Origin of the sequence: Qipengyuania mesophila (assembly GCF_019711655.1) — a bacterium.
Lineage (GTDB): Bacteria > Pseudomonadota > Alphaproteobacteria > Sphingomonadales > Sphingomonadaceae > Qipengyuania > Qipengyuania mesophila.
On the sequence record NZ_JAIGNU010000004.1, the window covers coordinates 42,068 to 55,011 of the forward strand.

At 64.5% G+C, this 12,944-nt stretch carries 9 protein-coding genes; 3 read left to right on the top strand and 6 right to left on the bottom strand.

The window, feature by feature from the left end; translation table 11 throughout:
• Positions 1-4: 4 nt before the first annotated feature.
• Together glyA and rpiB are read right to left on the bottom strand one after the other, a co-directional pair.
• Complete coding sequence (gene glyA / locus K3181_RS14430; RefSeq protein WP_221604029.1) at positions 5-1,282, bottom strand: serine hydroxymethyltransferase; 1,278 nt, start codon at positions 1,280-1,282, stop codon at positions 5-7.
• Between the two features lie 37 nt (positions 1,283-1,319).
• Positions 1,320-1,757, bottom strand: coding sequence for a ribose 5-phosphate isomerase B (gene rpiB, locus K3181_RS14435; protein WP_221603828.1), 438 nt, complete (start codon positions 1,755-1,757; stop codon positions 1,320-1,322).
• Between the two features lie 169 nt (positions 1,758-1,926).
• Here rpiB and K3181_RS14440 point away from each other — a divergent pair, with 169 nt between their 5' ends.
• A complete protein-coding gene (locus K3181_RS14440; RefSeq protein WP_221603829.1) occupies positions 1,927-2,691 on the top strand; it encodes a right-handed parallel beta-helix repeat-containing protein in 765 nt (254 codons plus the stop codon).
• 70 nt (positions 2,692-2,761) lie between these two features.
• Here the strand turns inward: K3181_RS14440 and rpoD are convergent, their stop codons facing one another.
• The 4 genes from rpoD to K3181_RS14460 all read right to left on the bottom strand — a co-directional run bounded on the left by rpoD (position 2,762) and on the right by K3181_RS14460 (position 7,959).
• A complete protein-coding gene (gene rpoD / locus K3181_RS14445; RefSeq protein WP_221603830.1) occupies positions 2,762-4,777 on the bottom strand; it encodes an RNA polymerase sigma factor RpoD in 2,016 nt (671 codons plus the stop codon).
• Between the two features lie 51 nt (positions 4,778-4,828).
• Positions 4,829-6,676, bottom strand: a complete 1,848-nt coding sequence (gene dnaG / locus K3181_RS14450; RefSeq protein ID WP_221603831.1) for a DNA primase — start codon at positions 6,674-6,676, stop codon at positions 4,829-4,831.
• Between the two features lie 96 nt (positions 6,677-6,772).
• The gene (locus tag K3181_RS14455) at positions 6,773-7,510 is read right to left on the bottom strand and encodes a hypothetical protein (RefSeq protein ID WP_221603832.1); all 738 of its coding nucleotides are present in this window, start codon (positions 7,508-7,510) and stop codon (positions 6,773-6,775) included.
• Positions 7,507-7,959 (bottom strand): GatB/YqeY domain-containing protein, encoded by a 453-nt coding sequence (locus K3181_RS14460; protein WP_221603833.1) that lies wholly within the window; start codon positions 7,957-7,959, stop codon positions 7,507-7,509. Before K3181_RS14460 ends, K3181_RS14455 begins: the two co-directional genes overlap by 4 nt.
• 149 nt (positions 7,960-8,108) lie before the next feature.
• On the opposite strand from K3181_RS14460, the gene carA reads away from it, so the two are divergent.
• Entirely contained in the window at positions 8,109-9,287 is a 1,179-nt protein-coding gene (carA, locus tag K3181_RS14465; protein ID WP_221603834.1) for a glutamine-hydrolyzing carbamoyl-phosphate synthase small subunit, read from the top strand.
• A gap of 259 nt (positions 9,288-9,546) precedes the next feature.
• A complete protein-coding gene (gene carB, locus K3181_RS14470) occupies positions 9,547-12,873 on the top strand; it encodes a carbamoyl-phosphate synthase large subunit (protein ID WP_221603835.1) in 3,327 nt (1,108 codons plus the stop codon).
• Positions 12,874-12,944: the final 71 nt, after the last annotated feature.

The window sequence follows — 12,944 nt, forward strand, 5'->3', positions numbered from 1 at the left end:
CTCCTCAGCGCCCGGGATAGACGGGGAAGGCCGCGCAGAGTTCGGCCACCTTGCCGCGCACCTGCTCTTCGACCTGCCCGTCGCCTTCGGGGCCGTTGCGCGAGAGACCGTCTACCACTTCGCAGATCAGCGCGCCAATCTTTCGGAATTCGTCGGGGCCGAAGCCGCGCGTGGTACCGGCAGGCGTGCCGAGGCGGATGCCGCTGGTCACGAAGGGGCTGCGCGTGTCGTAGGGGATGCCGTTCTTGTTGCAGGTCAGCCAGGCGCGATCGAGCCCGGCTTCGGCCGCCTTGCCGGTAACGTCCTTGGGCGTCAGGTCGACGAGCATCGAATGGTTGTCGGTGCCGCCCGAAACGACACGCAGGCCATTGGCCTCGATCCCTTCGGCCAGCGCGCGCGCGTTCTCGACCACGCGGCTGGCATAGTCTTGGAAATCGGGGCGCAGTGCCTCGCCGAAGGCGACTGCCTTGGCGGCAACGACATGCATCAACGGTCCGCCCTGCATGCCGGGGAAGACGGCCATGTTGATCGGCTTGGTCAGCTCCGCGTCGTCCCACAGGATCACGCCCGAACGCGGGCCGCGCAGGCTCTTGTGCGTGGTGGTGGTGACGACATGGGCGTGCGGGAAGGGCGAGGGATGCGCTCCCCCGGCGACGAGACCGGAAATGTGGCTCATGTCGACCATCAGGTATGCGCCGACCTCGTCGGCGACCTTGCGGAAAGCTTCCCAGTCCCACACGCGCGAATAGGCAGTGCCGCCGGCGATGATCAGCTTGGGCTGGTTGGCCTTGGCGATTGCCATGACCTCATCCATGTCGATCAGCTCGTCGTCCTTGCGGACACCGTAGCTTACCGGATTGAACCACTTGCCGCTCATGTTGACCGGCGAACCGTGGGTCAGGTGGCCGCCCGAATTAAGATCGAGGCCCATGAAGGTATCGCCCGGCTGCAGAAGCGCGAGGAACACCGCCTGGTTCATCTGGCTGCCCGAGTTGGGCTGGACGTTGGCGAATTGGCAGCCGAACAGTTGCTTGGCGCGTTCGATCGCCAGCGTTTCGACCACGTCGGCATAGTCGCAGCCACCGTAGTAGCGCTTGCCCGGGTAGCCCTCGGCATATTTGTTGGTGAAGACACTGCCGGTGGCTTCGAGGACTGCCGTCGAGGCGATGTTCTCGCTCGCGATCAGTTCGATCTTGTCCTGCTGGCGTGCGAGTTCCTTGCGAATCGCGCCGTAAATCTCCGGATCGGCCTCGGCGAGCGTATCGTGCCAGAAACGGTCCATCGGGCTGCGGTTGGTCGATGCGGGCTGGGTAGCCAAGTCAGATCTCCGGATTGGATAGCTTGTCGACGCGGCGCTGGTGGCGGCCGCCGGCGAATTCGGTTTCGAGGAAGGCGGCGAGGCACGCCTTCGCCATGTCGCTACCGGTCAGCCGCGCGCCCATGGCGATGCAATTGGCATCGTTGTGTTCGCGTGCGAGGCTGGCCGATAGCGGCTCCGAAACCAGCGCGCAGCGCACCGCGGGATTGCGGTTGACGCTCATCGAGATGCCGATGCCAGAGCCGCACAGCGCGACGCCGCGCTCGGCCGTGCCGTCGGCGACGACTGCGGCCAGCTTGTAGCCGAAGTCGGGATAGTCGACGCTGTCGGTGGTCTCGGGGCCGAGGTCGGCGACCTCGTGGCCCTGCTCGATCAACCACTCGCGCAGCTCGGCCTTGAGGTCGATGGCGGCATGGTCGGAGGCAATGGCGATACGCATGGGCTGCCTCATAGGCGAGGGCTGACGAATCCTCCACCCGGAAGTCGCAAATTGCCACAAGCGAATGCTGGACAATTCCCGGGTGCAGGCGCAGCACCCGTTGCGGGCGGCTGCGGCGCGCGGATCGCAGGGGCGGGACGGCGCGAGTCGCTGCGTGGGGAGTTGGATCATGAAAAGACTGTTCAAGCGATTCGTCGCAGCCGTCGTGCTGTCCCTTTCGTTGTTCGCGGTCCCTGCTTCGGCGCAGGCGACCCGTACCTGGGTTTCGGGGGTCGGCGACGATGCCAATCCCTGTTCCCGCACGGCACCGTGCAAGACCCTTGCAGGAGCGATCTCGAAGACCGCCGCGGCGGGCGAGATAAACATCCTCGACCCTGCCGGCATTGGCTCGGTGACCATCACCAAGTCGATCACCATCCAGGGCGAGGGAACATTGGGATCGATCCTTGCCAGCGGGACCAATGGCATCATCATCAACGCTGCGACCACCGACCGGGTGGTGATCCAGAATATCGAGATCGAAGGCTTCGGCGGGAGCTGCGTTTCGGGAATCAAGATCCTCAGCGCCAATCAGGTCTCGGTGATCAACACCACGATACTCGCCTGCCAGAATGGCATCGAGGTCGCCAATACCAACGATTTGATGATGACGATCGATCAATGCGAATTCATCGACAATACGGGCTATGGCATCAATTATACCACCAGCGTCGGCCGATCGCGGGCTTGGGTGACACGCAATGTCTTCGCCTTCAACGATCTCGCCCAAGTGCGGATGAACGGCCCGCAGCAGAAGATGAGCATCGACGACAACAAGTTCGCCGGCCCCTCCGGCACCTTCGTTCTCAACAACAACGCGCAGCTCACGTCCTACGGCAACAACCTGTTCGATGATGTTCCGCCGACGGGTTACCAGCTCAAGCAGCAGAACTAGCAAGAAAAAGCCGCCCGGTCGCATGTGGACCGGGCGGCTTCGTCATTACTGTGGCAAGGCGGCTGGCGCCTTACTGATCGAGGAACGACCGCATCTTGCGGCTGCGGCTCGGGTGCTTGAGTTTGCGCAGCGCCTTGGCTTCGATCTGGCGGATACGTTCGCGCGTAACCGAGAACTGCTGGCCGACTTCCTCGAGCGTGTGGTCGGTGTTCATGCCGATGCCGAAGCGCATGCGCAGCACGCGTTCCTCGCGCGGGGTGAGGCTGGCGAGGACGCGGGTGACCGTTTCCTTGAGGTTCGCCTGGATCGCCGCGTCGACCGGGATGATCGCGTTCTTGTCCTCGATGAAATCGCCGAGGTGGCTGTCTTCCTCGTCGCCGATCGGCGTCTCGAGACTGATCGGCTCCTTGGCGATCTTCATCACCTTGCGCACCTTCTCGAGTGGCATGGAGAGCTTCTCCGCCATCTCTTCGGGAGTCGGTTCGCGGCCCTGATCGTGCAGGAACTGGCGGCTGCAGCGGACCAGCTTGTTGATCGTTTCGATCATGTGGACCGGGATGCGGATGGTGCGCGCCTGGTCGGCGATCGAACGGGTGATCGCCTGCCGGATCCACCAGGTGGCGTAGGTGCTGAACTTGTAGCCGCGGCGGTATTCGAACTTGTCGACCGCCTTCATCAACCCGATGTTGCCTTCCTGGATCAGGTCAAGGAACTGCAACCCGCGGTTGGTGTACTTCTTCGCGATCGATATCACGAGGCGGAGGTTCGCCTCGACCATTTCCTTCTTGGCGATGCGCGCTTCGCGCTCGCCTTTCTGGACCATGTTCACGATGCGGCGGAATTCCTCCAGCGCCATGCCGGTCTGGCTGGCGATGTCGGAGATCTCGGCGCGGATGCGCTCGACGGCTTCGGCTTCCTTCTCGGCGAAGGCGGCCCATTTCTTGTCCTTCTTGGCGCGGTCCTTGAGCCAGCTGTCGTCGAGCTCGTTGCCGATATAGGCGTCGAGGAAGTCGAGGCGCTTGACCTTGTGGCGCTCGGCCAGACGCAGCATCTGGCCGCCAAGAGCGGTCAGGCGGCGGTTGAAGGCGTAGAGATTGTCGACCAGGAACTCGATCTTGGTCGCGTGGAACTGGACGCTTTCGACCTCGGCGGTGAGCTGTTCCGACAGCGCTTCGTATTTCTTTTCCTTGGCCGCGCTGAAGGTTTCGCCCTTGGCCATGAGCTCGACGCGCTCCTTCTGGAGCTTCTCGAACTTGCCGAACAGGTCGGTGATGCGCGCGAAGCGTTCGATGGCGTCGGGCTTGAGGGCCGCCTCCATCTGCGCGAGCGACATCGTGTTGTCCTCGTCGTCGTCATCGTCGCTCTTGGACGAGCCTTCCTCGCCGTCCTCACCGTCTTCGTCGGAATCCTCGTCTTCGTCATCGTCGCGGATCGAGGGGCCGGCAGTTTCTTCCGAAATCTCGCCGTCGTCGTCTTCCTCTTCCTCCGCCATCTTCTCGGGCGGGGGTTCCTTCGATAGCATGGCGTCGAGATCGAGAATCTCGCGCAGTTGCATTTCCTCGGCGTTGAGCGCCTCGGACCATTGGATGATGGCATGGAAGGTGATCGGGCTCTGGCACAGGCCCATGATCATCATGTCGCGGCCGGCCTCGATGCGCTTGGCGATGGCGATTTCACCCTCGCGGCTGAGCAGTTCGACCGCGCCCATTTCGCGCAGGTACATGCGCACGGGGTCGTCGGTGCGCTCGCCGGTGGCGGTCTTCTTCGCAGCTGCAGCCGCGGTCGTCTTCTTGGTTTCCTTCTTGCCGTCGGCGGCCTCGATTTCCTCGACCTCTTCGGCTTCTTCGGCGGCGGCCTCGGCCTCTTCGTCGCTCTCGACGATCTGCACGCCCATGTCGGACAGGGCCGACTGGATGTCCTCGATCTGGTCGGAGCTCATCTCGCCCTGCGGCAGCGCATCGTTGAGCTCGTCATAAGTGACGTAGCCGCGCTTCTTCGCCTTCGCGAGGAGCTTCTTCACCGATGCCTCATTGAGGTCGATCAGGGGAGCGTCGCCGTCGTCCTTGGTCTTCGACTTGGTGGCCATGGGGTCTTCAGTCCAGTCTTTGTCTTGTCCACGGGCCGCGCACCCGGGGGATCATGATTCCGATTCGCCGATCGCTGCCGCTTTCCTGCGCCCGAAACGCTTCAACCGCTCGTTCAGTGCCAGCAATCGCTCGCGCAATCGGGTCTGTTCGGCGATGGAGCCTTCCGGATCGCGCTCGAAACGCGCCGTGGCTGCGGCGAGCGCAGCCTCCAGCGCAGGTCTTTCGACCAGCAACGAAACGGCCTCGGCCAGATCCTCGCGCGCATCACCCGGGTCGGTGCCTTCATCGAGGAAGGCGAAATGAGCTTTTTCCGGTGGGGCGGGAAGGCCTCGTTCGAGCGATATGGTCGATTGAGCGGACAAATCAAGCGTCTCGGCCGCTTCGAGCAGCAAATCGATCGCGGAACCGACATTTTGGTCACGCCGGGCGAGGTCGCCGAGCGCCTCTTCGTGGCGCAGGATCTGGTCGGGAAAGCGGACGAGACCGGCGATCACCGCGCGAGTGAGCGCGTCGCGCGCGCCGCCCTGCATCGCACGGGTCAGGCTCGCACGAGCCTCGGGGGTGAGCGCAGGAGCGGGCTGACGGAAATTGCCCTTCTTCCAGTCGCCACGGGGCTGGAACTCGCGTGGGGGGCGGGGCGGGAAGGCGAGGGCGGAAAAGCGTTCGAGCAGTTCGCGCTTGTAGAGCGCGCGGATATCGGGGTGCTGGATGGCCTCGACATGATCGAGCAGCCGCGCCTTGAGCCCGGCCTTGTCCTCGGGCGTATCGAGTGGCGCGGCGGCCTTTTCGAATTCCCACAGCATGTCGAGCAGGCTCGCGGGCCGTGCCAGCAGCTCCTCGATCGCGGCTACGCCCTTCTCGCGGATCAGGTCGTCGGGGTCCTTGCCCGCGGGCATGCGCACGATCGCGAGCGAATGCGCCGGGCGAAGCATCGGCAGCACGCGGGCGATCGCGCGCATCGCGGCGCGCTGGCCGGCATTGTCGCCGTCGAAACACAGGATCGGGCGTTCGACCTGGCGCCACAGCAGTTCGATCTGGTTCTCAGTCAGTGCGGTGCCGAGCGGAGCGACCGCCTCGCGAATGCCTGCATTGGCGAGCGCGATCGCGTCCATATAGCCCTCGACAACGATCATCCGCCCGCTCTGCCGCGCGGCGGGAGCGGCGCGATGGAGGTTGTAGAGCGTGCGCCCCTTGTCGAACAGCGGGGTGTCGGGGCTGTTGAGGTATTTCGGCTTGCCCTCGGGATCGAGCACGCGGCCGCCGAAGGCGATCACGCGCCCGCGCATGTCGTGGATCGGCAGCATCAGACGGCCCCGGAACCGGTCGTAGGGCTCCTTGTCCTCGACCGAGATGCGCATGCCGGATTCGATCAGCATCGGCTCGTCGAATTTGCCGAGCGCACGCTTGAGCGCCTGGCGGTCCTCGGGCGCGTAGCCGAAGCCGAATTCGCGGATCGTCGCGTCTGAAAAACCGCGCCGGCCGAGATAGGCGCGCGCCTGCGCGCCGTCGGCCGACTTGAGATTGCCGACGAACCAGTCCTGCGCCGCCGCGGTCACATCGTGCAGGCTCGCGCGCTTCTCCGCTCGCTGCGCGGCGCGCGGATCGGGGGCGGGAACCTCCATCCCGGCCTCCGCCGCCAGTTCCTTCACTGCATCCATGAAGGGCATGCCGCGCTGGTCAGTCAGCCAGCGGATCGCATCGCCATGCGCCTCGCAGCCGAAGCAGTGGTAGAAGCCCTTCTCGTCATTGACGTAGAAGCTCGGCGTCTTCTCGTTGTGGAAGGGGCAGCAGGCCTTGAACTCGCGGCCCGCCTTGGTCAGCCGCAGGGTACGACCGATCACTGCGGACAGCGTGGTCCGCATGCGCAATTCGTCGAGCCATTGGGGAGACAGGGCCATAAGGTCGCAGACCTTATCGCTCCGGCCTTCCCGCCGCTAGCCGATGGTCGAACGCTCCACAGGCTTATACCCGCATGTTACGCGCTTGGGAGAGTGTCACCCCTTCGCCGGGGGAGCCTCACAGGCATTGGTCGCGCCCGCTGCCTGGCCGGGATAGGGGCCGCTGCCCGTCGCCTGCGTGTAGTTTGCCGTGATTGCATAGGCTTCTGCAGGGCCAGCCGGGGGCACGGTCGATTGCCACCAGAAGGTCAGCGGTTCGGCCTGTTCCCACTGGTCGCCGCCGTCACCCGCGCTCACGGTCCACACCAGCGCGCCTTTGTCGCAGGTGACGACGACATCGGCCTTGGGTCCGATCGCCGCCATGGCCTCGTCCTTCGAATAGCCCGCCGCGCCGGTGAAGCCCGTCGCCGGGCGGGTCATGCGGAAGACGGTCGCGCGCTCGATGTCGGAGGAATCATTGCCCTCGCCGCTCCCGCTGTCGTCTTCATTGTCCTCGCCTGGGTAGACCACGTGGACATAGGTATAGACCGTGCCCTCGGGCGCCTTCGCCGGGTCGCAGGTCTTCATGCCGGCAGGGCAGGCGACGAAGCTGCGCATGTCGGCGAAATTGCCTTCAGGGTTCGACAGCGCGCTTTCGACCTCCTCGCCCTGCGGCCCGACGATCTTCGCGCCGAGCTGCAAGTCGAGGAAATCGCCCGCCTCGATCTGGCGCGCCAGCGCCTCGGCCTCGCCGTCGCTTACCGCCACATCGAGATCGGTAGGCGGCTCGTCGGCATCGCTGCCGCAGGCGCCGAGCGCGAGAACGAGGGGGAGGGCGACGGCGATACGGTTCATGACAGCGCTTCCTTTACCAGCCCGCTGGCCTTGGTCATGTCGAGAGTAGCGCCGTGGCGGGCCTTAAGTTCCCCCATTACGCGGCCCATGTCCTTCATTCCCTCGGCGTTGAGGTCGGCCTTGATCGCGGCGATGGCGGTGCGGGTTTCGTCCTCGCTCATCTGTTTCGGCAGGAATTCCTCGATCACCGCGAGCTCGGATTTTTCCTTGTCGGCGAGTTCCTGGCGCCCGCCGTCCTCGTACATCTCGATCGACTCGCGGCGTTGCTTGGCCATCTTCATCAGTACGTCGGTGACGAGCTCGTCGTCTTCCGGCTTTGTGTCCGACGTGCGCAGCTCGATGTCGCGATCCTTGATCTTGGCCCCGATCAGGCGGAGCGCGGCGGTGCGATCCTTGTCCTTTGCCTTCATGGCGGTGACGGTCTCGGCCTGGATTTTTTCGCGCAGCATTGGGATTCCCGATGGTTGGTGTCTGGAGTTCGCAGCCCATTTAGAACAGTGCGGCGATAAGCCAAGGGTTCCGCTTGACGGGAATCGCTGGGGTCCCTAGCGGCTGGGACTTAGCACACATCGCTGGAAACCTTTTACCCGGAGCGCCCATGGCCCTGTCCGCATCTTCGCACGCGCAACCCAAAGGCGCGACCGGAGTCCTCGTACTTGGCGACGGCACCGTCATCTGGGGCAAGGGCTTCGGCGCCAGCGGCAGCGCGGTGGGCGAAGTCTGCTTCAACACCGCGATGACCGGCTACCAGGAGGTGATGACCGATCCCTCCTACGACAGCCAGATCGTCACCTTCACCTTCCCGCATATCGGCAATGTCGGCGCGAACGAGGAAGACCACGAGAGCCGCGGGCTCGGCGCGGTCGGCTGCGTCGTGCGGCAGGAAGTGACCGCGCATTCGAATTTCCGCGCGCAGAACGAATTCGTCGAATGGATGCGCGAGCACGGCAAGATCGGCCTCTCGGGTGTCGATACGCGCGCGCTCACCCGCCGCATTCGCCTGTCGGGCGCGCCCAATGCGGTGATCGCGCACAGCCCGCGCGGGGAGTTCGACCTCAAGGCGCTCAAGCAGCAGGCCGCCGAATGGAGCGGGCTCGAAGGGCTCGACCTCGTCCCCGGCGTCACCCGCAGCGAACGCGAGGACTGGCGCGGCGGCCACTGGCAGCTCGGCTTCGGCTATACGAACGGCGGTGCAGAGAAGCCGCACGTCGTTGCAATCGACTACGGCGCGAAGGACAATATCTTCCGCAATCTCGTGAAGGCGGGTGCGAAGGTCACCGTGGTGCCCGCGCGCAGCTCGTTCGACGAGATCATGGCGCTCAAGCCCGACGGCGTGTTCCTCTCCAACGGTCCGGGCGATCCGGCGGCGACCGGCGAATATGCCGTGCCGGTGATCAAGGCGCTGCTCGACAACGACGTACCGCTGTTCGGCATCTGCCTCGGCCACCAGATGCTCGGCCTCGCGGCCGGCGCGAAGACTGCCAAGATGTTCCAGGGCCACCGCGGCGCCAACCACCCTGTCCAGCGTGTCGGGGAAGGGTGGGGCGACAGTACCGGCCTGGTCGAGATCACCAGCATGAACCACGGCTTCGCGGTCGATGTCGACACGCTGCCGCCCGAGGTCGAACAGACCCACGTCTCGCTGTTCGACGGCACCAATTGTGGGATTTCGATCAAGGGTAAGAAGGCCTTCGGCGTCCAGTACCACCCCGAAGCGAGCCCCGGCCCGCAGGACAGCTTCTACCTGTTCGAGAAGTTCGTGGGGATGTTGGGGTGAGAGGAACGATTGCCTTCGTGTTTCTGCTCGGAGCCTGCAGCTCAGTATCACCTGACAATGCTAGGAAATGCGGAGTGACGGAGTATCAACTTCGCGAGGCAATCGACGCAGCCGCTCTACAAGAGCCATATACAAGCCGCCGGATCGGCAACTGTGATCTACTGAACGACGACGCAGGCAACGTTTCAGTCATCACGCCGGAAATTAGACAAAAAGTTGAGCAAATGATCGCTCGCGAGAAGACTGAGGCAAATAACTAATGCCCAAACGCACTGACATCTCCTCGATCCTCGTCATTGGCGCCGGGCCGATCATCATCGGCCAGGCCTGCGAGTTCGACTATTCGGGCACGCAGGCGATCAAGGCGCTGAAGGAAGAGGGCTACCGGGTCATCCTGGTCAACTCCAACCCCGCCACGATCATGACCGATCCCGAAATGGCCGACGCGACCTATGTCGAGCCGATCACGCCCGAGATCGTCGCCAAGATCATCGCGAAGGAACGGCCCGACGCGGTGCTGCCGACGATGGGCGGGCAGACCGCGCTCAACTGCGCGCTGGCGCTGTTCAACGACGGCACGCTGGAGAAGTTCGGGGTGCAGATGATCGGCGCCGATGCCGATGCCATCGACAAGGCCGAGAACCGCCAGCGTTTCCGCGAGGCGATGGACGCAATCGGCCTCGAAAGCGCGCGCAGCGGCGTCGCCAACACGGTCGACGAGGCCTTCGCCGTGCTCGAGACCACCGGCCTGCCCGCGATCATCCGGCCCAGCTTCACGCTCGGCGGTACCGGCGGCGGCATCGCCTACAACAAGGCCGAGTTCGAGCGCATCGTCCGCGAAGGTCTCGACGCTTCGCCCACCACCGAGGTCCTGATCGAGGAATCGCTCCTCGGCTGGAAGGAATACGAGATGGAGGTGGTGCGCGACCGCAAGGACAATTGCATCATCATCTGCTCGATCGAGAACGTCGATCCGATGGGCGTGCATACCGGTGACAGCATCACCGTCGCCCCGGCGCTGACGCTGACCGACAAGGAATACCAGATCATGCGTACCGCCAGCATCGAGGTGCTGCGCGAAATCGGCGTGGAAACAGGCGGTTCGAACGTCCAGTTCGCAGTCAATCCGAAGGATGGCCGGCTGATCGTGATCGAGATGAACCCGCGCGTCTCGCGGTCCTCGGCACTGGCGTCGAAGGCCACCGGCTTCCCCATCGCGCGGGTCGCGGCGAAGCTGGCAGTCGGCTATACGCTCGACGAGATCCAGAACGAGATTACCGGCGCGACCCCTGCGAGCTTCGAGCCGACGATCGATTACGTCGTCACCAAGATCCCGCGCTTCGCCTTCGAGAAGTTCAAGGGCTCGAAGAACGAACTCTCGACCGCGATGAAGTCGGTCGGCGAGGTCATGGCGATCGGCCGCTGCTTCGCGGAATCGATGCAGAAGGCGCTGCGCGGCCTTGAGACGGGCCTCGACGGGTTCAACCGCATCACCGAATTCGAAGGCGTCAGCCGCGAAGTGATCGTGGCCTCGCTGTCGAAGCGCACGCCCGACCGCATCCTCAAGATCGCGCAGGCCTTCCGCGAGGATTTCACCGTTGAGGAAGTGGCGAAGATCACCGGTTTCGACCCGTGGTTCCTGCGCCAGATCGAGGCGATCATCTACGAAGAGAAGATGATCGGCCACCAGGGCCTCCCCCGCGATGCCGCCGAAATGCGCCGATTGAAGGCGATGGGCTTCTCCGACAAGCGCCTCGCCACGCTGGCGGTGCGTTCGGTCGGCGTAGCGGGCGGCCTCGGCGAAACGCAGGCCAAGCGTTCGGGCCTGCTCCACGACGCGCTGCGCGCCATGGCGGGCGCCACCAGCGAGCAGGAAGTGCGCGACCTGCGCCGCAAGCTCGGCGTCTACCCGGTCTACAAGCGGATCGACAGCTGCGCCGCCGAATTCGAGGCGGTCACGCCCTATATGTACTCGACCTACGAAGCGCCCAGCTTCGGCGAGTCCGAGGACGAGGCGATGCCGTCCGACCGCAAGAAGATCGTCATCCTCGGCGGCGGTCCCAACCGCATCGGGCAAGGCATCGAGTTCGACTATTGCTGCGTCCACGCCTGCTTCGCGCTCAGCGAGGCGGGGTTCGAGACGATCATGGTCAACTGCAACCCGGAAACCGTCTCGACCGACTACGACACCTCGGACCGGCTCTATTTCGAGCCGCTGACCGAGGAAGACGTGCTCGAGATCATGCGCGTCGAGATGTCGCAGGGCGAGGTCGTCGGCGTGATCGTCCAGTTCGGCGGGCAGACTCCGCTCAAACTCGCTGCCGCGCTCGAGCGCGAGGGCATCCCGATCCTCGGCACCAGCCCCGATGCGATCGACCTCGCCGAAGACCGCGAGCGCTTTGCCAAGCTGGTCAACCAGCTCAAGCTGAAGCAGCCGATGAACGGCATCGCCAAGAGCCGCGACGAGGCGGCCGCGGTGGCGCATCGTATTGGCTATCCCGTGCTGCTGCGTCCCTCCTACGTGCTCGGCGGGCGGGCGATGGAAATCGTCGACAGCGAGGCGCAACTCGACGACTACATCGCCACCGCGGTGAACGTCTCGGGCGACAGCCCCGTTCTGGTCGACCAGTATCTGCGCGATGCAGTCGAATGCGACGTCGACGTGGTCGCCGACGGCACCGGCGAGGTGCGGATCGCTGGCGTGATGCAGCATATCGAGGAGGCGGGCGTCCACTCGGGCGATTCCGCCTGCACGCTGCCGCCCTACAGCCTTTCCGCCGACATCATCGCCGAGATGGAGCGTCAGGGAACCGAGCTGGCGAGGGCGCTGAAGGTCTGCGGGCTGATGAACGTCCAGTTCGCGGTCAAGGACGGCGAAGTCTACCTTATCGAGGTCAATCCGCGCGCCAGCCGCACCGTGCCCTTCGTGGCCAAGGCCATCGGCCAGCCGATCGCCAAGGTCGCCGCGCGGGTGATGGCGGGCGAGCGGCTCGACAGCTTCGCACCCTTCGACCTCAATCCCGACCACATGGCGGTCAAGGAAGCGGTTTTTCCCTTCGCGCGTTTCCCCGGTTCGGATCCGGTGCTCTCGCCCGAGATGAAGTCGACCGGCGAGGTGATGGGGATCGACCGCGGTTTCGCCCCCGCATTCCTCAAGTCGCAGCTCGGCGCGGGGATGAAACCGCCGCAGTCGGGCACGCTCTTCGTTTCGGTCAAGGATAGCGACAAGGCGGCGATCGTGCCGGCTGTCGAGACTTTGCTCGACAAGGGCTTCCGCGTCATCGCCACCGGCGGGACGCAGCGCTACCTTGCCGAACAGGGCCTGGCTGTCGAACCGGTCAACAAGGTCGCCGAGGGCCGCCCGCACATCGTCGATGCGATCATCGACGGCGAGGTGCAGTTGATCTTCAACACCACCGAGGGCTGGCAGTCGCTGCTCGACAGCAAATCGATCCGCGAGGCGGCGCTCGAAAAGAAGTTGCCGTACTACACCACCGCCGCCGCTTCGCTCGCCGTGGCGCAGGCGATTGCCGAGGTTTCGCCGGACCAGCTTGAAGTGCGTTCGTTGCAAGACTATTATAGCTGACAGAACACACGACACCGCTCCCCCAGACATTCGAACCGATTGGGTTCCGCACTTCGGCGGACCGGGTTCGA